Annotated in this window: 16 protein-coding genes and 3 pseudogenes; 8 read left to right on the forward strand and 11 right to left on the reverse strand. The window is 61.0% G+C overall.

What is annotated here, in order from left to right:
• Positions 1 to 802: 802 nt before the first annotated feature.
• A pseudogene (locus J3O30_RS14345) lies at positions 803 to 1,009 on the reverse strand (GFA family protein); the annotation flags it as partial.
• A gap of 128 nt (positions 1,010 to 1,137) precedes the next feature.
• On the opposite strand from J3O30_RS14345, the gene J3O30_RS14350 reads away from it, so the two are divergent.
• The 3 genes and pseudogenes from J3O30_RS14350 to J3O30_RS14360 all read left to right on the forward strand — a co-directional run.
• Complete coding sequence (locus J3O30_RS14350) at positions 1,138 to 1,740, forward strand: hypothetical protein (protein ID WP_207580969.1); 603 nt, start codon at positions 1,138 to 1,140, stop codon at positions 1,738 to 1,740.
• Positions 1,741 to 2,055: 315 nt separating this feature from the next.
• Positions 2,056 to 3,762, forward strand: a complete 1,707-nt coding sequence (locus tag J3O30_RS14355; RefSeq protein WP_207580970.1) for an adenylate/guanylate cyclase domain-containing protein — start codon at positions 2,056 to 2,058, stop codon at positions 3,760 to 3,762.
• A 291-nt stretch (positions 3,763 to 4,053) separates the two neighbouring features.
• A pseudogene (locus tag J3O30_RS14360) lies at positions 4,054 to 4,836 on the forward strand (dihydroxy-acid dehydratase); the annotation flags it as partial.
• Between the two features lie 111 nt (positions 4,837 to 4,947).
• Here the strand turns inward: J3O30_RS14360 and J3O30_RS14365 are convergent.
• Positions 4,948 to 5,177, reverse strand: a pseudogene (locus J3O30_RS14365) (ATP-binding protein); the annotation flags it as partial.
• Positions 5,178 to 5,336: 159 nt separating this feature from the next.
• Here J3O30_RS14365 and J3O30_RS14370 point away from each other — a divergent pair.
• Positions 5,337 to 5,822 (forward strand): hypothetical protein, encoded by a 486-nt coding sequence (locus J3O30_RS14370; protein WP_207580971.1) that lies wholly within the window; start codon positions 5,337 to 5,339, stop codon positions 5,820 to 5,822.
• A gap of 406 nt (positions 5,823 to 6,228) precedes the next feature.
• On the opposite strand, the gene J3O30_RS14375 is transcribed toward J3O30_RS14370, so the two are convergent.
• The 5 genes from J3O30_RS14375 to J3O30_RS14395 form a co-directional block, all read right to left on the reverse strand.
• Entirely contained in the window at positions 6,229 to 8,361 is a 2,133-nt protein-coding gene (locus J3O30_RS14375; protein WP_207580972.1) for a beta-galactosidase, read from the reverse strand.
• 13 nt (positions 8,362 to 8,374) lie between these two features.
• The gene (gene ugpC, locus J3O30_RS14380) at positions 8,375 to 9,520 is read right to left on the reverse strand and encodes a sn-glycerol-3-phosphate ABC transporter ATP-binding protein UgpC (protein WP_207580973.1); all 1,146 of its coding nucleotides are present in this window, start codon (positions 9,518 to 9,520) and stop codon (positions 8,375 to 8,377) included.
• 38 nt (positions 9,521 to 9,558) lie between these two features.
• Positions 9,559 to 10,410: a carbohydrate ABC transporter permease gene (locus J3O30_RS14385; protein ID WP_207580974.1), complete on the reverse strand. Its 852-nt coding sequence runs from the start codon at positions 10,408 to 10,410 to the stop codon at positions 9,559 to 9,561.
• The gene (locus tag J3O30_RS14390) at positions 10,410 to 11,294 is read right to left on the reverse strand and encodes a sugar ABC transporter permease (protein ID WP_207580975.1); all 885 of its coding nucleotides are present in this window, start codon (positions 11,292 to 11,294) and stop codon (positions 10,410 to 10,412) included. Before J3O30_RS14390 ends, J3O30_RS14385 begins: the two co-directional genes overlap by 1 nt.
• Positions 11,295 to 11,442: 148 nt before the next feature.
• The gene (locus J3O30_RS14395) at positions 11,443 to 12,717 is read right to left on the reverse strand and encodes an ABC transporter substrate-binding protein (RefSeq protein ID WP_207580976.1); all 1,275 of its coding nucleotides are present in this window, start codon (positions 12,715 to 12,717) and stop codon (positions 11,443 to 11,445) included.
• 195 nt (positions 12,718 to 12,912) lie between these two features.
• On the opposite strand from J3O30_RS14395, the gene J3O30_RS14400 reads away from it, so the two are divergent.
• Positions 12,913 to 14,124, forward strand: coding sequence for an ROK family protein (locus J3O30_RS14400; protein ID WP_207580977.1), 1,212 nt, complete (start codon positions 12,913 to 12,915; stop codon positions 14,122 to 14,124).
• Positions 14,125 to 14,507: 383 nt separating this feature from the next.
• Positions 14,508 to 14,894: a cupin domain-containing protein gene (locus J3O30_RS14405; protein ID WP_207580978.1), complete on the forward strand. Its 387-nt coding sequence runs from the start codon at positions 14,508 to 14,510 to the stop codon at positions 14,892 to 14,894.
• An 82-nt stretch (positions 14,895 to 14,976) separates the two neighbouring features.
• Here the strand turns inward: J3O30_RS14405 and J3O30_RS14410 are convergent, their stop codons facing one another.
• On the reverse strand, positions 14,977 to 15,444 hold the full coding sequence (locus tag J3O30_RS14410; protein ID WP_207580979.1) for a DUF4168 domain-containing protein: 468 nt from the start codon (positions 15,442 to 15,444) through the stop codon (positions 14,977 to 14,979).
• 227 nt (positions 15,445 to 15,671) lie between these two features.
• Between J3O30_RS14410 and J3O30_RS14415 the strand changes: the two genes are divergently transcribed.
• Positions 15,672 to 16,286, forward strand: coding sequence for a 3'-5' exonuclease (locus J3O30_RS14415; RefSeq protein WP_207580980.1), 615 nt, complete (start codon positions 15,672 to 15,674; stop codon positions 16,284 to 16,286).
• 24 nt (positions 16,287 to 16,310) lie between these two features.
• On the opposite strand, the gene J3O30_RS14420 is transcribed toward J3O30_RS14415, so the two are convergent.
• On the reverse strand, positions 16,311 to 17,174 hold the full coding sequence (locus J3O30_RS14420; RefSeq protein WP_207584337.1) for a DMT family transporter: 864 nt from the start codon (positions 17,172 to 17,174) through the stop codon (positions 16,311 to 16,313).
• 122 nt (positions 17,175 to 17,296) lie between these two features.
• On the opposite strand from J3O30_RS14420, the gene J3O30_RS14425 reads away from it, so the two are divergent.
• Positions 17,297 to 18,679 carry a PLP-dependent aminotransferase family protein gene (locus J3O30_RS14425; protein ID WP_207580981.1) on the forward strand — a complete coding sequence of 461 codons (1,383 nt, stop codon included), beginning with the start codon at positions 17,297 to 17,299 and terminating at the stop codon, positions 18,677 to 18,679.
• Positions 18,680 to 18,973: 294 nt separating this feature from the next.
• Here J3O30_RS14425 and J3O30_RS14430 read toward each other — a convergent pair whose 3' ends face one another.
• Together J3O30_RS14430 and J3O30_RS14435 are read right to left on the reverse strand one after the other, a co-directional pair.
• Positions 18,974 to 19,375, reverse strand: a complete 402-nt coding sequence (locus J3O30_RS14430; protein WP_164011395.1) for a response regulator — start codon at positions 19,373 to 19,375, stop codon at positions 18,974 to 18,976.
• Between the two features lie 10 nt (positions 19,376 to 19,385).
• Positions 19,386 to 21,128, reverse strand: a complete 1,743-nt coding sequence (locus J3O30_RS14435) for an ATP-binding protein (RefSeq protein ID WP_207580982.1) — start codon at positions 21,126 to 21,128, stop codon at positions 19,386 to 19,388.
• Positions 21,129 to 21,188 lie beyond the last annotated feature (60 nt).

Genomic DNA, 21,188 nt, shown 5'->3' on the forward strand with positions numbered 1-21,188 from the left:
GGATTTAAGCAGACTTGTGAAATAGCCGAGAGCGAATGCGTCTCGATCCCTCGATCAAGGGCGAGACCGATCGCTTCGCCTATCGGTTTGTGAAGCGGTGACAAGTGCCGGCGCCAACCTCAACTCGGCCTCCGAAGGAGGCCAGGATACTGCTCAACTGCGCCAGTCTGCAGCACGTCAGCTTTAGGAACTCGCTGGAGAGCCTGCAAACGTCAAGCTTGGGCAAATGCAAGAAGCAGCGTCGCGGCGTGCTTCGAGGCTCCGCCCTGCGGGCTGCGCACCTCAGCATGAGGGCGCGGGAGGATGCCGCGCAGTCATCGCGGGCGCAGGAGGATGTGCACAGCCTAAGCGAGAGCTTGCGCGATCCGCCTGCACTTAGATATCGTTTCGCGCTGACAGCGATGTGCATCGGGAACAAAATGCGCCGAGCTTTTAAATATATTGCAGCGGCAGTAGGATTTGGCGTGCTCGTTAGCGTTTGTATGATCGTGAAGGGACTGTTTGACGCCAACGATCATATTGACCGCTGCGCTGACGAAACCTCAGGACGATACATATTTGACAAGGACGCGAGAGCCGGCGCTTGCGGATGATCGCTTAAAACCGGACAACCAACTACAAATTTTTCAACGTTATAGGCCGGAAGCTGACGAACTGCGTCGAGGCACGAGGCGGCTGAAAAGCAGTTCGTCAGGCACCCTCCGTGTAGCGTCTTGAAAGTAAGTCGTTGCTGTCGTTGCTCCCGGCACGACGGCTTTTCGCGGCAACGCCAGCACCGCACCGGCAGCCGCCGGAACTGGACTCAGTCGTCACGTCCCCTCACCGCCCATGAGCTGGTATCGTGATCGGGGTGCTGGTTGTTGTTCGCCTTGATTGCCGCGGCCCAGTCGGCGCCGTTGGTTTCGGTCGCGCCGGTGTTTTCTATGCTGGTGATCGTATCAAACCAGGCCACCATGTTTTCGGTGCAGGTATTGGCATGCGGCGCGAAGGCGTTCGAATCGTCAAGCGAATTCTCATGGCAGGTCATCAGGTCAAGTTCGGTCAGGCTGTGGGCGAGCCCCGGGCCGACGACTTAGACTAGATTTCCCCAATTTCACCCAAGCACCATGATACGGAGTTGGATGAGGGGAATCTAGGATGTCGATCTTGCTAAGAAGTTTATCGCTACTGGTTGGAATAACATTGGCGGTACCAGCCTTTGGCAATTGCTTAACCGCCAATGAGACCAAACAGGGCGTCCTGCTGACCAGAGAGGCGCCTTTCTATTCCGTATTCTACAAGCCGGACGGCCCGGGTCTCACCGAACAACGGCTGATGGAGCGCGACGGTTCGTTGCAGCCGGTCTCGGCTGTATATTTGCACCCCTTGCTCGTCGAAAAGAGAGTGAGTGCCAGCGGGACGCATGAGCTGAAATACGCGAATGCGATTGCGTTAGACGATCTACCGCAGAAGAAGAACTGGCAATCCGACACCACGCTTTTCATCAATGGCAAAAAATCCGTTTCGGGCACGACTTTCATGAGGTTCGACGGCTTGGGAGAGGAAACGATTGCATCTTGTTCCTACAAAGTCTGGGCCATCAACAGCCGTCTGGAACTGACGGAATTGCCGCCGATCATTTTCGAACAATACTATTCCCCCGAGCTTCATCTCGTTCTTCGTTCGGTAAAGCTGGGCCCCTCCAACCAACCGTTGAGCGAGATTCGATTTGATCGGTTCCAAATTGGCTGGGGCAACTAGGGGACATTGTCCACTCTATCATCCCAGAAAGCCCGCTCTCTAAGGCTTCTGCGCGATAGTGGGGCGCTCCCTCCCTGCCTACTACTCTGTCGTCGCGAGTCGATGCGACCGCTCGCCACCTATCGCCAGACGTTCAAGAACCGTCCCTTTCCGTGGATACTCATTTCCGTGTCGTCCGCCGCGACGCCGTCGGTCACAAAGAAGGATGACGGCTCGATGGAGGTGGAGATCGCCTGGACATTACCTCTTACGGCTTGTTGACTCACCCGCAGTTGAACAATAACTTGCTAATTTGGTCGTTGGGCTTGTCCTCACATGACGGATCAATTTCTTCAGCGTCGTCTCGCTGCCATCGTCGTTGCCGATGTGGTGGGATATTCACGCCTGATGGAGGCTGATGAAGTCGCAACGCTGGCGAACCTCAGAGAACTCCGTTCTGGCGTTATCGAGCCGGCTGTGACGCGCCACAACGGTCGCATCTTCAAGGTCATGGGCGACGGCTTCCTAATCGAATTCGGTAGCGCGGTGGACGCAGTCGAAGCCGCGCTGGAAATGCAACGGGCCACCACGACTGTCGAGGCTTCCGGAGATCGACGCCTACTTTTGCGTGTAGGCGTCAATCTGGGAGATGTCATTGACGATGGTTCAGACGTCCTCGGCGACGGCGTCAATGTCGCGGCGCGCTTGGAGACGCAGGCCGCACCAGGAGGTATCTGCATTTCAGCCAATGTTCACGGCGAGATCGTCGGCAAGATTAGCGACCGGTTCTTTGATGCAGGCGAACGCTACCTGAAGAACCTGACGCGCCCGATCCACGTGTGGCATTGGCCGGATGCGCTGCAGAGCATATTGCCGCTGCCCGAATGTCCCTCGATCGCTGTCTTGCCGTTCACGAATATGAGTGGGGATGAAGCGGACGCGCCTTTCGTCGACGGCTTGACCGAAGATCTGATCACCGACCTTTCCCGTACGGCTGGCCTGTTCGTCATCGCGCGCAATTCCGTGTACGGCTACAAGGGGAAGCCGGTCGACGTAAAGCTGGTCGCCCAGGAACTCGGCGTCCGCTATGTCCTGGAGGGGAGCGCCAGACGCGCCATGGGACGTGTCCGCATCAATGCCCAATTGGTCGACACGCTTGCCGGCCAGCACTTGTGGGCCGAGAGGTTTGACAGGACGCTGGAAGATGTTTTCGAGTTACAGGATGAAGTTAACGCCAAGATTGTCGAAGCCCTCGTCGGCCGGCTGACCATCCCGACGCCGCGCAATCGGCCGAAGAACTTTGAGGCGTACGATCTGTGTGTGCGCGCCCGCCTCCTGACGGAAGAGTCGCCGCAAACTGAGCGTGAGGCCTATATGCTGCTCCAGCGCGCGGTTAAGCTCGAGCCATCATATGCCGAGGCGCTCGGTCTGCTCGCCTATAACCGTTGGCTTGCCTGGGCTCATTTCGGCGAGCCCGAAGATCCCAACCGCCGGATGGCGGCGACGTCAGCGCAGAAGGCGGTCGAGCTGGATCCCAACGATGCCGGCTGCCGTTACGTTCTGGGGACCATTTTGGCTTATGAGCGGCGATGGGAGGAATCAGAGGCCGCCTTCGCCAAGGCCCTGGAGCTGGACCCCAACCACGCCGACACCTGGGCCGCCATGTCGGACATTTCCGTGCTGGACGGCAGGGTTGCCGACGGACTGGCGCAGATCGAAAAAGCTCTGCGGCTCAATCCCTATCCAGCCTGCTGGTATCTTTGTCATCTTGGGCAGGCGCAATACGCCGCGCGTGATTATGAGGCGGCAACCGCTACACTCCGCAGGAAAGACACGTATCGTACCAACTCACGCAAATTCCTGGCGGCTACGCTTGCGCAATTGGGCCACCGTGAGGAGGCGCGGCGAGAAGCCGAATTGTTCCTGATCGCCCACCCTCATTTCACCATTGGCCATTGGCTGAGCTCCCAGCCGCTGCGCGATGCATCCGTACGAGACCACTTTGTCGACGGTTTCCGAAAGGCCGGCCTGCCGGAGATGTGACAGCGAGTGGGAACAATCCCGACGCGTTCGAGGACTTGATCAACGGATATGCGCTGCGCGAGAACGGCGGTCTGGATCGCAGTGCCATGCTTTTTCAGTCGCTCCACAAAACGCGTCAACCAGCCCGAGTCTCGCATGACTTTTCCGCTGGACCGCCTTGCTCAGGTGGCGATGAGCCCATAGCCCAGAATGAAGACAGGATGCTTTGCGAAACATTTAAGCAGCTTCGCCGAGACATGAAGGCGACGACGCTTATTCCGCTATCGGCGGCGCAAAGATGCCGTTACCTTCCGCCGCAAGGTTCCAGTTATCTGCGATCTCAAGCCGTCCGGAAAATATATGGCGGTAGACCTGCATCAGGCGGGCGGCATTCCCCAGGTGCTGAAACTGTTGCTCAATGCCGGGCTCCTGCATGGGGACTGCCTGACCATCACTGGCCGCACGATCGCTGAAGAACTGGAGACCGTGCCGGATCAACCAAGGGCAGACCAGAATGTCATACGGACCCTGGATGCGCCGCTCTATAGCGAAGGCCATCTCGCGATCCTCAAAGGCAATCTCGCGGAAGGTGGGGCGGTCGCCAAGATTACTGGCCTGAAGAATCTGGTGATCACTGGTCCGGCACGCGTATTCGAAGACGAGCAATCGGCGATGGATGCCATTCTGTCAGACAAGATCAAGCCGGGCGATATACTCGTCCTCCGCTACCTCGGGCCAAAGGGTGGTCCTGGCATGCCGGAAATGCTCGCCCCGACAGCCGCGATCATCGGCCGGGGCCTTGGCGATAGCGTGGGGCTGATCACGGACGGACGATTCTCGGGCGGGACCTGGGGCATGGTCGTCGGCCACGTCACCCCGGAAGCTTTTGTCGGAGGCACGATTGCGCTGGTTCGCGAAGGTGATCCAATTACCATCGATGCGCATCGCAAGCTGCTGCAACTCGATCTGCAAGACGAAGAAATTTCGCGGCGGCGTGCTGAATGGAAACAACCGAAACCCCGATATACCGCAGGCGTGCTGGCTAAATTTGCCGCTCTTGCCAGACCGGCCAATGAAGGAGCTGTGACAGGGTAGCATCAGGGACCAAAAGCTTCCGCTGTCGGCCGCAAAGCATGCGCAATCGGACGATCCCACCAGGGGAAAGCTCCCACTACAATCCCGGTTTGGCCGAGACGAAGGCCCCGCCTTGCCCTTTACCTTCTCCTGCTCAAGCGCGATGACCAATTCGATCGTGGAGAAGAAGCGGACCTTTCGCCTGAACGCCAAGGGCAGTCGCAACATGGGTTTTGCCTGTTCCGGGCCTGCCGATAAGCACAACATTCTGCGCCGCATCCATGAACTCGCACCGTTGCTTCATTTATCTCGCTGGTAGTGAAGTCGACGCCGGAGAGGTCTTTGTAAGCCGGGAAGCGGGCGGCATTCATGTGATAATGGAATGTGACCAAGAGGGCTCCCCACCGCCTCCCGTCGGCCAGGATATTAAGGTCCAGACGACGTCATCGGGGGTGCCGCGATTCCACCCTAATAACGATTTACAACAGGGCACCCTGAGGCCGTTGCGCAAAGGACCGACAATGAGCAAATCGCTTGGGAACGGTATCAAGGCTATTTGTATTCCGTTCGCCGTCGCCGTTTTGTTTCACGCGCCAGCGTTCGCAGAATGCCGATCGCCACTCGATCGCCCTGAGTGGCCTGCGATCGCCCGATCAATTGCCACGCTACAATTGTGCGAACAGATTCCTATTGGCCCTAATCAAACCGCCAGATTTCAGCTCGTTTCGGTGAAGATTTGTACTTTTCCGAGTGGTGTCAGTACTCTTTCGGCAAGGGCAGTGTTGACGTGTGAGTCCGGTTCTGAGGACCTCATTCAGTTGCCACAGCTTGATAGTGACGTTTTGGCTACCGTGTCCCTTGATACCGCCGCATGTCGGATTTTGGATTCCGATATCCAAATCAGCGGAGAAATCGGTGGCCTTCTGTCTGGTCTCGAAAATACTCAACAAACCGCTCGCGACTGGGCGCAATCGCAATTGTCGCGGTTGTGCGCTTTGCAGCAATGAGGCTACCCCTATCAACATGCCGGGTGAAAAACCGTCGACGACAAAATACCGTAGACAATTCCTCCCGCTTCACCTGCCTCTATCCGCGCCGCCATTCAGATAACTTCGACCGACCTACCAGCACACACTTGCCCATGCGGCTCCGGCACACCATCCGGCGAGCACACCAGTCGGATAATGGACGCCACTACCCGAAGCCTATCTCTTACGGACGCCGGGGCAACGCATGCTGCGAAACCTCTGTCCGATGAGGGAGGTTGGAGAGTGCCGCGCCCAATTACAGGTGGTGGAATGCCGTGGTTTTGCTACGTCTACTGTTACGACACCGTCTCGCGCCAGCGCCCCATAGAGCCTCATCCTGAGGCGCCCCGCAGGGGCCTCGAAGGACGGGCGGTGCGCCACGGCCTCACCCCTCCAGCTCAACAATCGCACAGCCATAGCCTCCAAGATCCAGCCTACCCGTCACCGGCTTCTCCCCATCCAGCAGGTCCCGCCCGGCCGGCACGCCGCCGATAGACGCCGGCTGGTCGGTATAGTTTTGCACGAAGAGCAGCCGCCGTTCCTCATTCATCCGCATCGTCACCTCCACGCCTTCGGGCAGACCGCCGACCAGCGGTTCGATCCCGGCCTGGGGAAAGAGGCGTTCAGTGAGCGCCTCGGTCAGTTCAGGCGTGAGATAGGTGCCGAGATAGACCACCTGCCCCTTGCCGACCTTGCGGGAGGTTGCCATCGCCTGGCCTTCGGCATAGCGGTTGGACCAGGCGGCGATCACTTCGACATCGCCGTCGACGGCGAGGTTTTCATAGAAGTGGCCGGCGGTGATTTCGCGGTTGCCGATCTTGAAGCGGCGTTCGCGGCGATGGGATTCGGCCGGCTTGTTCGGCGGGATGACGAGCCCGCCCGAGCGCTCCATCACGTCGAACAGGCCGTTGGCGCCCGGCGCGGTCAGACGGCCGAAATCTTCGACGCACACGCCAGTCAGCTTCGAAAGGGTGGTGCCGGGGGCGGTCTCGCGGATGACGTGGTTGTCTTCATTGCGGGTGCCGGTGCGGGCGCCGATGACGACGGTGCCGCCCGCCGCCGCGAAGGCTTCGAGCTTCGCCGTCCATTCGCCCTTCCACATCACCCAATGGGGGACATAGAAGAGCTTCAACCTGGAAAGATCGTCCTCGGGATGGATGAAGCCGCAGGCGATACCGCGATCATAGCAATGCTGGTGCAGCAGGATCGCATCGTCCTGCGGGCTCGGCAGGCCGATCGGATAGGTCTTGTGAGCTTCCTGGTTGTCGAAATCCGAACCGGCGATGCCGACATCCATGCGCACATAGGTGCCGAGGATCTTCGGCTGCAGCGCAATCATCTCGGTGGCGAAGCGCTTGGCTTCCTCATAGCGGTGGCGGGCGACATCGTCATGGTCGATGATGCCCATCCAGTAGATCTCGGCGCCGAAATGGGCCGGACGCCAGCGGAAGAACATCAAGCCGTCGGCGCCGTGAGCGACCGAAGACAGCGCCATGCGGCGTAGCTCGCCCGGTTCCGGCGTCAGCGTGCAGAAGCCCGGCTGGCTGCCGAAGCCCGATTGCTGCTCGGGCACGATGTAGTTGCCGGAGAAGCCGCGGCAGATATCGAGGTGCAGCGCCTGCACCTTGGCGTGGTTGCCGAGCCGCTGGAACTCGTCATAGAGCATCGGATAGATATCATAGCCGACGAAATCGAGATCCTTGCTGAACTGGCCGCGGAAATCGATATCCCGCAGGCCGCCGAGATTGTGGAAGATGAACCAGGCGGATTTCACCGCGCGCAGGATCTCGACCTGGTCGTGCTGGAAGCGCGCCGTCGAGAAGGCGAGGAAGCGGTGGTAATCCTGCAGATGGCCGGGGCTTGGAAAGGTCGGGCCGAATTCGATCGGCAGCACCACCTGGTCGAAACCATCATAGGCCGTCGCCCAAAAATCGCCGCCCCAGGCACGGTTGAGCTTGCCGATCTCGCCGTATGTGTCGGCAAGGTAAGCCTGGAATTCGGTGAGCGTCGCCTCGGAAAAGCTCTCCGGCATGCTGGTGTTCAGCTCATTGTCGGTCTGCCATCCGACGACATGCGGATTGTCGCGATAGTGCTCGGCCATCGCCTTGGTGATGCGCCGGCTGTGTTCACGCAAGACAGGGCTTGCCGTGTCGCAGTGCTGGCGCGAACCGTGGCTCATCGGGCGGCCCTTGCCGTCGACCCGGAGGACCTCGGGATGGGCCACGGTCAGCCAGCGCGGCGGCGTCGCCGTCGGGGTGCATAGGATCGTACCGATGCCGTAGCGGCCGAGCATGGCGATGGCGCGGTCGAAGAGATCGAAGTCGAAGGCGCCGAGCTTCGGCTCGAGAATATGCCAGGCGAATTCGGCCATTCTGACGGTGTTGAAGCCGGCCTTCGCCATACGCTCGGCGTCGCGCTCCCAATAGCTTTCATCGACATGCTCGGGATAATGCGGGGCGCCGACGAGGAAGCGGTCGGTCTTGACGGTGTTCCATACGGAGAGGGTCTTGTCGGACACGGGATGGTCTTTCCTATCTGTCGAGAATGGTCTTGCGGGCGCTGATCGTGCGGCCGCCTTCGGATGAAAAGAGATAGAGCTCGCTGGCGTCGAGCTTCAGCGCCACCTTCTGCTCGGCGGCAAAGGGCGCGACGTAACTCAGCTGCACCGTGATGTTGCCGGTGCCGCTTTCCGAAGCGATGGTCCGCATATTGCCGGCGTCGACATAGAGGATGGTCTCGCGGCCGAGATGCTCGACCAGCCGGACCTGGCCTTCGATCGCCCCACCCTGACTGGCATCGGCGACCATCGATATCGTCTCCGGACGAACGCCGAGGGTCAGGCTGGTGCCTTTCGACAGCGCCGTCGCCTGCGCCAGTTCCACTGTCACCGGCACGAGACCGGGCGCCGAAACCGTCACGTTGCGGCGGGACACGTCGTCGACGGTGACGCCGAGGAAATTCATCCGTGGCGCGCCGAGGAAGCCGGCGACGAAAAGATTGTCGGGATTGCGGTAAAGCTCCAATGGCGAGCCGACCTGCTCGATCACCCCCCGGTTGAGGACGACGATCCGGCTTGCCATGGTCATCGCCTCCACCTGGTCATGGGTGACATAGACCATGGTGGCGCCAAGCTCGGCATGCAGGCTGCTGAGCTCGACGCGCATCTGGGTTCTAAGCGCCGCATCGAGGTTCGACAGCGGCTCGTCGAACAGGAAGACCTCGGGCGAGCGGGTGATCGCCCGGCCGATCGCCACGCGCTGCCGCTGGCCGCCGGACAGCTGCTTCGGCCGCTTGTCGAGCTGATCGGTGATCCGGAGGATCTTGGCTGCGCGCGCCACGGCCGCCTCGATCTCGGCCTTCGGGCGCTTGGCCATGCGCAGGCCGAAGCCCATGTTCTCCGCCACTGTCATGTGCGGATAGAGCGCATAGGACTGGAAGACCATGGCGATGCCGCGATCGCCCGGTTCCTGCTTGCTGACATCGCGGCCGTTGATCAGGATCTGGCCGGAGGAAATCTCCTCCAGGCCGGCGATCGATTTCAAAAGCGTGGATTTGCCGCAGCCTGATGGACCGACCATGACGATGAACTCGCCTTGCGCGACCGAAAGGTCGATGCCGCGTAGCGCATGATAGGCGCCGTAATTCTTGTTGATCTGCCGAAGTTCGAGACTGGTCATGTCCTGGCCCTCTCTTGTTGAAACGAAAAATGCGGCACTCATCCCTTCACCGCCCCCATGGTCAGGCCGGCGATGAAATGCCGTTGCATCAGGAAGAACATCACCACCGGCGGCACGGCGACGACGATGGTGCCTGCGGAAATCAGGTTCCAGGCCGAGACCCATTCGCCGCGCAGATTGGCAAGGCCTGCCGTCACCGGCTTGACGCTATCGCTGACGGTCAGCACCACGGCCCAGAAATAGTCGTTCCAGATGAAGGTGAAGATCAGGATGGCGAGTGCGGCCAGCGCCGGCCGCACCAGCGGGATCGCCACATGGATGAGCGTCTGGAAGGGAGAGGCGCCTTCGGCGCGGGCCGCCTGGAACAGTTCATCGGGCAGTGCGGCGATGAAATTGCGCATGAACAGTGTCGCAAAACCGGTCTGGAAGGCGACGTGGAAGATGATCAGCGCCGCCGTCGTATCGATCAGGTCGAGCCGCACCATCAGGTCGCGCACCGGGATCATCATGATCTGGTGCGGCAGGAAATTGCCGCCGACAAACAGCGCGAAGATCAGCATGTTGCCGCGAAAGCGGTAACGCGACAGCACGTAGCCGGCGAGCGTCGAGAGCGCCAGCACGCCGATCACCGAGGGAATGGTGATGATCAGGCTGTTGAGGAAATAACGGGCCATCGGCGTCTGGGTGAAGACCGCAGTGTAATTGTCGATCACGCCGATGCCGGTCGGCCATCCCCACAGATTGCCGCCCATGACATCCTCGGTCGAGCGGAACGAGGTGAGGATGATCGCAAACAGCGGGCAGAGCCAGAGCAGCAGCACGATGATGACGGTAAGCACATAGAGGCGGCGCTGCCAGACGGCGGCCTCGGGAATGGGACGAGGATACATCAGCCTCCCCTCTCTTCGGTACGGATGATGCGGGTGAGGTACCAGACGATGAACACGGCCATGATCACGAACAGCACCGAGGCGATCGCCGCGCCGTAACCGAAGCGGTAGGAGAAGATCGACTGCTCGAACATCTGGTAGGCGAGAACCGAGGAAGAGCCGAACGGCCCGCCTGATGTCATCACCGACACCATGTCGAAGGAGCGGAGCGCCCCGACCACCGTGACGGCGATGGCGATGAAGGTCACCTGGGTCAGTTGCGGCAGCACGATGTGCCACAGCATGTTCCAGCCCCTCGCCCCGTCGACGCGCCCCGCACCGATCAGCTCTTCACTGAGATTGTTGAGGCCGGCGAGATAAAGCACCATGCAGAAGGTGACCTGCGGCCAGAGGGCGGCGATGACGATGGCGAAGGTGACGAAATGCTCATCAGAGAGCACCGCTGGCGCCGTCGCCCCGAACGCCTTGAAGATCAGCGCCAGCAGCCCGAATTCCGGCGTATAGACCCAGGTGAACACGACGCCGACGGTGACCGAGGCCAGCACCAGCGGAATGAAGAACAGCGACTTCAGAAAGCGCATGCCGCGGATTTTCTGGTTGACCAGGAGCGCGATGGCAAGCCCGATCGGCGGCGCGGCCATGAACATGACGAGCCAGATCAGATTGTTCTTAAGCGACACGTAGAATTGCGGATCGTTATAGAGCTCGACGTAATTGCCGAAGCCGATCCAGACCATCGGGCCGAACCCATCCCAGTCGTGCAGACTGATCCAGACGCTGCGGACGGCCGATAGCAGGATGACGGTAGAAAACAGCACGATCGCCGGCGCGATGAGCAAAGTCGGGGTAAGCCACCAACGCTGGCGGCGCCATAGCATTAACATCTCTGGAGCCTCAATTATGACAGGAGTTGGCCTATGCCTGCTCCGGAAGGTGTGGAGGACACCTCCACATTTTGGAGCGGCGGTGCGTATACCGCCGCCCCTCGGGAGCGGGCACAGGCCCACTCCCAGCGTCTCCGGGAGGAGAACTCTAAATCTTATAGATCCGCTTACGCGTCCCCTCGAGCCGCGTGAGGATCGCCTTGCGTCGGTCGGGCTTGGCCATGAACTCCTGGAAACCGACGAGGCCTGCCTGGGCCATATCGGGGTCGCTGTCGCGGTCGTAATATTGCGACGTGCCCTGCACCGTTTTCATGACCTCGACGGCGACATTGACCAGCGGGTCCTTGCTCGGCGGCAGGTCATGACGCGGCGGCACGTTGCCGCCCGGCTCCAGATAGGCAGCCAGGTTCTCGGGCTTGTAGAAATAGGCGAGGAATTCGCGCGCGCCCTGCTTGTTCTTGGCCTTGGCGGGAATGTGGATCGAATTGACCGAGAATTCCTCGAAGTGGCCGACCTTGGGGTCGAGCACCGGGAAGGTCGCATAGGCGAGCTGCGGCAGGTCCTCGGCAGTGAAGGCCGAGCGCAGGAAGGCGCCCAAATTCATCATGCCGGCCTTCTTCTGCGCCAGGAGCGCCGCCGCCTCCTGCCAGCCGAAGGAGGTATGGTTCGCCGTGAAGAACTCCTTGGAAATCATCGCTTCCCACTGGTCGAAAACTGGGGTCAGCGACGGGTCGAGATAGCTCATCTCGCCGTTCATCAGCGCCATGTGTTTGTCGAGTCCGTTGATGCGCAGGTTCATCTGGTCGAACCAGCCGGCCGCCGGCCACAATTCCTTGGTGCCCATCGCCACCGGTGTGATGCCGGCCGCCTTGCACTTTTCGCCATAGGCCATGAACTCTTCCGCCGTCGTCGGCACCGTCAGGCCATGCTCGGCAAACACATCCTTGCGGTAGAACATGCCCCAGAGCGTGCCGCCTGTGGGAAGGCCATATTGCTTGCCGTCTTCGGTGACGGCCCCTGCGGTCGCACCGAGCACGTCCTTGTACTTTTCCTTCTCGAAGAGATCGGAAATATCGTCGAACAGGCCGCGCTTGACGAAGGCGCGCATGCGGTTTCCCGAAAACCAGGAGCAGACGTCAGGGGCACCGGCCACCAGATAGTTGCGGATGGCCGTCTTGTGGGCCTCGTGGTCCATGTTGTTGATGACGACGTTGACCCCGGCTTCCTTGCTGAAGCCCGCGGCGATCGCCTTCAGCGCGTCGAGCGCAGCACCGTTGTTTTCGGCGGAGATCATCGTCACCTCCTGCGCCTGCGCGATCGCCGGGATCGGGAAGCTGCCGGTAACAGCCGCGGCGGAAACCAGGCCCGCGCCCTTCAGGAAGCGTCTGCGGGTGGTCGACGGAAATTGCTTCAAAAATGTCATTGAATTCCTCCCAGTTGATCGATCGATATCTCCCGACCGCCGCCTCCTCCATGAAACGACCGACCAGGCCTTCAACACATGCGATCGACCCGCAATTCCAGCGATAATCCGCTTGGCTGAGTTGATCCGCGGCCGAACTTATGCATAGATCTTTTCGGCCCGCAATAATTAATTTACAAAATTAAGGAATGCATCGTGAAGTTAAAAGGCGACCAGACCACGGCGAGAGCCATGAACCGACGCCTCATTCTTAACCTTCTCAGGCGCGAGGGGCCGAGAAGCCGCGCCGATATCGCCACCGTCATCGGCTTAAGTCCGGCCGCCGTCACCTTCGTCGTCACCGACCTTCTGGAGGAAGGCATCGTCATCGAGGGCAAGACCGTGCCCGGCCTCACGGGCCGCCGGCCGATCCCGGTGGATATCAACTACGAACACGCGCTTGCCGTCGGCTTCAAACTCATGGTGGATTCGGTCGAGTGCGTGGCAACCGACCTTGCCACCAACCCGGTCGCCGCCATGCGGGTCAGCCTTAACGGCCACGACCCTGATCAGGTCGCCGACCTCTTGGCGGCCACCGTGCCCGAACTGGTGAAGCTCGCCGGCCGGCCCGACGCCCGGCTCGCCGGCATCGGCATCTCCATGCCCGGTGTCATCAATCACGAGCAGACAGCCTGCGTGCGCAGCCACCGCTTCAGCTGGAACAACGTCCCCCTCGCCGCGCTGGTCGCGGCCCGCGTCCACGTGCCGGTCTGGCTGGAGGACGACACCAACGCCTATGCCATTGCCCAGCAGCTCTTCGGCCTCGGCCGCCAGCACCGCAACATGGCGGTGCTGGCCGTCGGCGTCGGCATCAGCTGTGCACTTGTCATCGACGGCAAGCTCTATCGCGGCGCCAATGGTGCTGCCGGCAAGTTCGGCCACACGCTTTTCGAGGAGAACGGCCGGCTCTGCGAATGCGGCAAGCGCGGCTGTCTGATGGCCTATCACTCCGAAATCTCGATGCTCCGGCGCTGGCGGGAGGCAATCGGCCGCGACGAACTCGGTCTTCCCGATCTCCGCAAGGCGCTCGCATCAGGCGACGCCACCGCCCTCGCCCTTGTCGGAGATTCCGGCCGCGGCATCGGCACTGCCCTTGCCAATCTCGTCAACATCACCGATCCCGAAGTCATCGTCGCCGGCGGCGAAGCCGTCTCCCTCGGCGACCCTTTCCTGACGCCGCTGCGCGAGGCGCTGGCCGCCCGCACCTTCAGGACCGCGCCGCCGCTGCTGCCCGACTGGGAGGACAATTCCTGGGCCCGGGGTGCGGCTGCGCTGGTGACCCAGAAGATCTTCGACTTCGAGTCATCGGGTGGTGTGACGGATATTGCGACGCTGGCTGGGGTTAGAGGCTCAACGTCGGCGGCTTGAGGTACGGGAATCGGCCGGATTGTCCTACCTTACAAGCCCCCCTCTGCCCTGCCGGGCATCTCCCCCACAGGTGGGGAGATCGCCTGGCGCAAGGGCTTCCCAAAACAACAAGCGTCACAGCATGCCGAACGGTAGACGGGCGGGAAGGTTTAGCCACTTGCCAATCTCCCCACCTGTGGGGGAGATGGCCGGCAGGCCAGAGGGGGGCTTGCACGGCAGGACAGAAGATAAAATCCCGCCACCCGAACAGCCCGGAGCCGCCGCTGCCTAGATACACTCGCTTACAAAAATGCCGATTTCCCGACACATCCCCGGTTCAATTATCGACTGAAATGCCCTTGCGGCCAACGAGCCGGAAAGGTCAATTTAGGAAGGATGACACGATGAAAATGATCCAGGCTATGGCGCTCGCCCTCGCTCTGGGCGCCGCCACGGCAGCGCATGCGGAACAGCCGCTGCAACGCACCGATCTGATCAAAAACGATATCGACGTGCCCGGCCATGAGGGCGTTCAGGTGCGCGTCGATTTCGCTCCCGGCGTTCTCGCGCCAAAGCATTCGCATCCTGGCGAAGAGATCGCCTTTGTTCTCGAGGGAACGCTGGAATATCAGCTCGAAGGCAGGCAGCCGGTGACGCTCAAGGCCGGCCAGTCCCTGTTCATTCCGTCGGGCGTGGTGCACTCGGCAAAGAACGTCGGCAACGGCGAGGCTTCGGAGCTGGCGACCTACATCGTGCGCAAGGGCGAGGCGCTGGTCGTGCCCGCCAAGTAGGCCGCATCAGAATTGGGGCGGGCGCGGGAAGTGCTTGCGAAGTGGACTTTCAGCCCGCCCGCCCCGTCGTTTCGGTTTAAGCCTATTGCTGCTGCTGCCCCGGCGGCGGCGTGCCGATCTTTTCCAGCACTTTCTTGGCCAGAGCCGGGTCGCTCTGCGCGGCCGTCAGGATCGAGGAGTATTCCTCGACGGAGATGCCGTTCGAGGCTTCGACGGTGTCGACCATCTGCTTCTTGGCTTCTGCCTGCAGCTTCTGCTTGCCAGCCTCGTCCTTCGTCGCGCCGATCTTGGCCGAATATTCCTGCCGGACCTTGTCGACCTGCAGATAGGCAACGGCAAAGGCCTCGATTTTCTGATCGCTGACGGCGGCGGGCGCACCGTTGCCGCCGGGTTGTCCCTGCATCGGCGCCTGACCCTGTGCCGGCGGCTGCGCTTGTGCCGACGGCTGCTGTTGTGCCTGGGCCATCTCAGCAGCGGAGGCCGGGCTGAAAGCAAGCAGGCTGAAGACCGCAGCGGTCATCGTTGCGACGGGTGTGTAACGAGTGATCATATTCGTTCCTTTTTCACGTGCATGATTTGTCGGCAGCAAGACCGCCTCGGTCGATCGCTCAGCCGCTCAAGGGCTGGCGAGGTCGCGACGATGGAACCTCTAAGAGGGCACGGTGCGGCGGTAACGGGGCCATTTGCTGACGATTGAGCGGCGGCTTTGTGACCGCCGACGTATAGACCGGTGCGGGAATTTCCGTGCCGGCTACCAGCCTGGAGGGAATGCCGACAATGAAGACCGCCATCATATTCGACTGTGAATTTCTCTGCCTCGAAGGCTCGCAACGCAGATTTTGGTGCGCGGCCCACGATCCCGACCCCGTCGTTGCAATGATCGGCGCCGTCAAGCTCGGCCTCGAGGGAGAGTATCCGATCCTGGATACATACAAGTCTTATGTCAGGCCCATCGACCGCCTCGGCAAAAGATATCCGCTCGATCCTTACTTCACCGATCTGACGAGCATTTCCGGAGAAGACATCGATGCTCATGGCGTGGCATTGCAGGATGCGCTTTCCGGTGTCGACAGCTTCTCGGACGGCGCCCGGTTTTGGTCGTGGGGCAAGGATGAGCTGAACATGATGGCCATCAGTTGCTATATTGCAGGCATTCCACCTTCCATCCCCGCCCATCGGTTCGACAACGCCGTCAAGCTTCTCATTGCTGCGGGCATGCCGATCGAGGACTTGGCAAAGACGCCTAGCAACAAACTGGCCGACTATTTCGGCGTCGACCATCCTCCGCTACGGGCGCATGACGGGCTCGACGATGCTCTGTCGATGTCATACACGCTGCAACATCTGATGAGGATCGGGCAATTGCAGCCCGAAGCCTTCGATCAAACCTGACTGAGACCGCTTCGGGACTCTCCCCTAGCGCGCAAACCTGCGTGCACCCACGACGCACAGGATGACGGCGACCGTCACGGCGAGCATCGCCCAGGTCACGGGTTCGTGCAGCAGGGTGGCGGCGAGCGCCAAGCCGAAGAAAGGCTGGAGCAGCTGCAGCTGGCCGACGGCGGCGATGCCGCCTTGCGACAGGCCGCGGTACCAGAAGATGAAGCCGATCAGCATCGAAAACAGCGAGACATAGGCAAGGCCGACGAGCGCCGGCGTTTCGATGCCGGCAAAACTCGCCGGCCGATGGAACAGCGCAACCGCGACCATGACCGGCAGCGACAGCACCAGCGCCCAGGAAATCACCTGCCATCCGCCGAACGTGCGCGAAAGCCGGCCGCCTTCGGCATAACCGAGGCCGCAGACGATGATCGCCGCCAGCATCAAAAGATCGCCGACCGGCGACGCGGTCAGACCCTGCATCAATGCGAAACCCGCCACCAGCGCGCTACCGAGAATGGAGAACAGCCAGAATGCCGGCTTCGGGCGTTCGCCGCCGCGGATCACGCCGAAGACCGCCGTCGAGAGCGGCAGCAGCCCGATGAAGACGATGGAATGCGCTGACGTGACGTGCTGCAGCGCCAGCGCCGTCAGCAGGGGAAAACCGACCACGACGCCGAGCGCGACGATGGCAAGCGAGAGGATGTCGCGCCGGCTCGGCCGCTTCTCTCTGAAAGCGATCAGCAGGCCAAGCGCCAGAACGCCAGCGATCGCCGCACGCGCCACGGTCAAGAAGACCGGATCGAACTGCATCACCGCCACACGGGTGGCCGGCAGCGATCCGCTGAAGATCACCACCCCGATAAAGCCATTGATCCATCCCGACGTCATGCGGTCCATCTCGCGCTCCATGATGCGCTGCACTCCTTTTTGCTTTCACGCTTATCGGCCAATACGGATAGTCATGACAGTGACAATCTGATACGGTTTCGCGAAACTGTTATGGTGCGGAAGCAGTACAGATGGACGAAGCACGCACGCGCGTGGAGATGGTCGTCGCGACGATCCGGCAGCGCATCGCGGGGCGCAGCCTCACACCCGGTGCAAGGCTGCCTTCGGTCCGGGGGTTGGCAGCGACATTGAAGCTGTCGACCTCGACCGTCGTCGACGCCTATGAGCGCCTCGTCGCCGAAGGCGCGATCCTGGCAAGGCCGGGCTCGGGTTTTTACGTCGCCAACCAGGCAGCCCCCTTTGCGCTTGCCGAGGCCGGGCCGAAGCTCGACCGCGCCGTCGATCCCTTCTGGATATCCCGGCAATCGCTGGAGGCCGATGAAACCGCCTTGAAGCCCGGCTGCGGCTGGCTGCCGCCCTCCTGGCTGCCGGGGGAAGGCATGCGCCGCGGGCTCAGAACCCTTGCCCGCGCCGATGGACCGGCGCTCGCCGATTACGGCTCGCCGCTCGGCTTGCCGCAGCTGCGACAGCTGATTTGCCGCCGCATGGGCGAACGAGGGATCGAAGCCTCCCCCGACCAGATCATGCTGGCCGACTCCGGCACCCAGGCAATCGATCTGCTCTGCCGTTTCCTGCTCGAGCCCGGCGACACGGTGCTGGTCGACGACCCCTGCTATTTCAATTTCCACGCGCTTCTGCGCGCCCACCGGGCAAAGATTGTCGGCGTGCCCTACACGCCGTCCGGTCCCGATATCGAGCGATTTGCCCAAGTCGTCGCCGAGAAGCGGCCGCGGCTCTACATCACCAACTCCGGCATCCACAATCCCACCGGCGCAACGCTTTCCCCGGTGACGGCCCATCGGCTTCTGAAACTCGCCGATCAATTCGACCTCACTATCATCGAGGACGATATCTTTGCCGATTTCGAGCATGCGCCGGCCCCCCGCCTTGCCGCTTTCGACGGCCTCGAACGGGTCGTCCACATTGGCAGCTTTTCGAAGACCCTGTCGGCCTCGGCCCGCTGCGGTTTCGTCGCCGCAAAACCGGAATGGATCGACGGCCTGACCGACCTCAAGATCGCCACCTCCTTCGGCGGCGGCCGGTTGACGGCGGAGCTGGTGCTGAACGTCTTGAGCGACGGCAGCTATCGCAAACACGTGGAGACGCTGAGACAGCGGCTCTCCCGGGCAATGAGCGAAGTCTCGACCAGGCTGAAGGGCCTGGGGATAGTGCCCTGGCTGGAGCCGCAGGCCGGCATGTTCCTCTGGTGCCGCCTGCCCGATGGCGTCGATGCCGCTGATGTGGCGCGGGCCGCATTGGAAAAGAGAATCGTTTTGGCTCCCGGAAATGCCTTCAGCCTGTCGCAATCGGCGACGAATTTCATGCGGTTCAATGTGTCGCAGACCCTAGATGCGAAAGTGTTCGAGATGCTGGGGGATGTGTTGGGGAGGTAAGGAGTGTGAGGCGGGGACTGGGCCGAGATGCTGCGGGCAGCAGCTTGCGGCATCCGTGGTCATCTCGCACCCACCTCTCCTCCGTCATTCCTGTGCTTGTCACAGGAATCCAGTGCGCCCAAGTCCTTGGGCGCGGAAGACTTTCTTGAAGGCTGCATGGAGTCATTCACGGCGCAGACGCGCCGTGGCTGGATTCCTGTGACAAGCACAGGAATGACGGGGAGAGGTTAGGCGCCAGTTGATGCCGGGCCAGGGGCCGCACGGCACACTCTTCATCATCGCCCAAACCACTCCTCAAAACGACCGATTGACCGCCTTGTCATTTTCCAGCCGCGTCACGCAACCTTCAAGCTTGGCGAGCAGCAGGTCGAAGTCGAGCGGCTTTGTCAGATAGTCCGCCGCTCCGCCGCGCAGACCGGCAAGCGTGTTTTCCCGGTCGGTCAGCGCCGTCAGCAGGATGAAGGGGATGTTGGAGAGCTCGGGGTGATTGATCTGAATTTCCGCCAGAAGCTGGTGTCCGTCCATGACCGGCATCGAAATATCGCTGATGACGATATCGGGCCATTTCGACAGGATCATTTCCAGCCCTTCGGCGCCGTTCGAGGCCTCGAGCGTCTTGTACCCGGCTTCGCTCAGTTCCTCGACGAGGAGGTTCCGGATCTCGACTTCATCTTCTATGCACAGGACTGTAACCATAAGCTTTTCCCTAAGCTGCGACGTGCTGATCCGACAATAGAAACTCTATTGGCAGAAGAATGATAAATGTTGTGCCCTTGCCGAGCTCGCTCGTCACCTCAACGGTACCGCCATGCAATTCGACGACCTGCTTGACGACGTTCAGGCCGATGCCGGTTCCGGCAATGCCCGTAGCACTGCGAGCGCGATAATAGGGTTGGAACAGCTTCGGCAGATCATCCGAATCCATGCCGATGCCGCTGTCGGCAATAGCGATCTCTACCGTCTTTTCCTCAACCCGGGCACGAACATAAATGTTCGGCGCGTTGGGCGAATATTTGACGGCGTTCGAAATCAAGTTGGTGAAGACCTGTTCCATCGCGCTGCGGTCGAACGTCAACAGATCGGGCATCGACTCGACATCGAGATGGAGCACATGCGAGCGGCTGAGGTGGCGCTGTCTGTCGCAGCAGGCGACGAGCAGAGCTTTCAGATCGCCTTCGCTCCGCTTCAGTGTGATCTGTCCGGTTTCGAGCCGGCCGCTGGCGAGGATGCTCTCCATCAGATCGACCATGCGCACCACCGCGCTGCGGATCACGCCCGCCTTTTCGTGAACGTAACCGCCACTGACATTGGTGGTCGAGCGGCAGAGCCGCTGGGCGGCGGCATCGATGATCGCGAGTGGCGTGCGAAACTCGTGCGACGCCATGGCAACGAACTGGCGCTGGAGCGCATTGACCTGGCGTTCGTGCACCAGCAGCCGGTCCAGTTCCTCTCTCTGCCTTTCGATCTCTGCCGTTCGATCGGCCACCATTTCTTCCAGATGGTAGCGGTGATGGGTGATCTCAGCCTGGCTGTCCAGCAAGGTCAGCGACGTGCGATGAAGACCGCGCCCGAGCCAGAACACGACAGCGATCAGCAGCGCCAGGCAGCCAAGCCCAGCCGGTGCGATCTGTTGAAGCAGCATGAATCCGGGCAGGATAGGAGACCATACGAGATAACCGATCGTGCCGCCGTCTCGTGACGAGACCGGCACCTCAGCGCGCCCGTCCTCACTTTTCGACGCGAAATGCAATCCTTCGAGGCGCGCATAATGGGCGATGCTTTCGGCGGCTTTTTCATCGATGAACTTGACCGAGACGGCGATGAACTCCTGGCCCGCTTCGACCTGCATCCTGGCCGAGCTCGGCAGAATGGGACGCGCGCTGGCGATTGCCGGCCGGCTGCCGATCATGATCGTACGAACCGTCGCCAGTTGACCAAGCGGTTTGGTGCCGGGCTTTGCAGCCTGCTCGGCAAGAACCGCGCGCATCTCCCCGGCGAGTGCTGTCATTTCTTGGCCGTCGTCGCTGCCGAGCCGTGGCGGCATGGCATCCGCGCCGTCGCGGAACGCAAACATCAGGCGATTGGTATCGTCGAAGATATAAGTCCTGTCGTGCCCGAAATACTGGCTCGTCCACCGGCCGATATTGTCGAGCAGCCATTCATGGTTCCGCTGCTTGGCATAAAGGAAGGCATCGTCCCATTTGGCAATGCTTTCCTGTTCTCGGGGAAGCGCCGCGATCTGCTCTTCCAGTCCTTGGTCGACAAAGTCGGCCTGCCGGCGCAGCGAGAGATCATCGACCTTCACGGCGGCGAGCCAGGCAAATCCGCACAGCAACACAGCCGCCGCGCAGGTGAGTGTCACCAAGACGAATGTAATGTGGGATGTTAGCCTGACCTTCAATATCTGCAACCTTTTGATGGCGCCTGCTGCCGAGAAATTGACACGCAAAGGTTGACGGACCGTGAATTATACGCTCCCCTAAAGTCCGCGGCATGCCGCCGAATGCAT

It is taken from the genome of Rhizobium sp. NZLR1 (assembly GCF_017357385.1).
Lineage (GTDB): Bacteria > Pseudomonadota > Alphaproteobacteria > Rhizobiales > Rhizobiaceae > Rhizobium.

Bases quoted from the DNA above. Each gene is read 5' to 3' on its own strand.
- J3O30_RS14415 (WP_207580980.1), top strand. From the start codon at position 15,672: ATGAAGACCGCCATCATATTCGACTGTGAATTTCTCTGCCTCGAAGGC.
- J3O30_RS14405 (WP_207580978.1), top strand. From the start codon at position 14,508: ATGAAAATGATCCAGGCTATGGCGCTCGCCCTCGCTCTGGGCGCCGCC.
- J3O30_RS14430 (WP_164011395.1), bottom strand. From the start codon at position 19,375: ATGGTTACAGTCCTGTGCATAGAAGATGAAGTCGAGATCCGGAACCTC.
- J3O30_RS14410 (WP_207580979.1), bottom strand. From the start codon at position 15,444: ATGATCACTCGTTACACACCCGTCGCAACGATGACCGCTGCGGTCTTC.
- J3O30_RS14420 (WP_207584337.1), bottom strand. From the start codon at position 17,174: ATGGACCGCATGACGTCGGGATGGATCAATGGCTTTATCGGGGTGGTG.
- J3O30_RS14370 (WP_207580971.1), top strand. From the start codon at position 5,337: ATGAGCAAATCGCTTGGGAACGGTATCAAGGCTATTTGTATTCCGTTC.
- ugpC (WP_207580973.1), bottom strand. From the start codon at position 9,520: ATGACCAGTCTCGAACTTCGGCAGATCAACAAGAATTACGGCGCCTAT.
- J3O30_RS14355 (WP_207580970.1), top strand. From the start codon at position 2,056: ATGACGGATCAATTTCTTCAGCGTCGTCTCGCTGCCATCGTCGTTGCC.
- J3O30_RS14390 (WP_207580975.1), bottom strand. From the start codon at position 11,294: ATGTTAATGCTATGGCGCCGCCAGCGTTGGTGGCTTACCCCGACTTTG.
- J3O30_RS14385 (WP_207580974.1), bottom strand. From the start codon at position 10,410: ATGTATCCTCGTCCCATTCCCGAGGCCGCCGTCTGGCAGCGCCGCCTC.
- J3O30_RS14425 (WP_207580981.1), top strand. From the start codon at position 17,297: ATGGACGAAGCACGCACGCGCGTGGAGATGGTCGTCGCGACGATCCGG.
- J3O30_RS14395 (WP_207580976.1), bottom strand. From the start codon at position 12,717: ATGACATTTTTGAAGCAATTTCCGTCGACCACCCGCAGACGCTTCCTG.
- J3O30_RS14350 (WP_207580969.1), top strand. From the start codon at position 1,138: ATGTCGATCTTGCTAAGAAGTTTATCGCTACTGGTTGGAATAACATTG.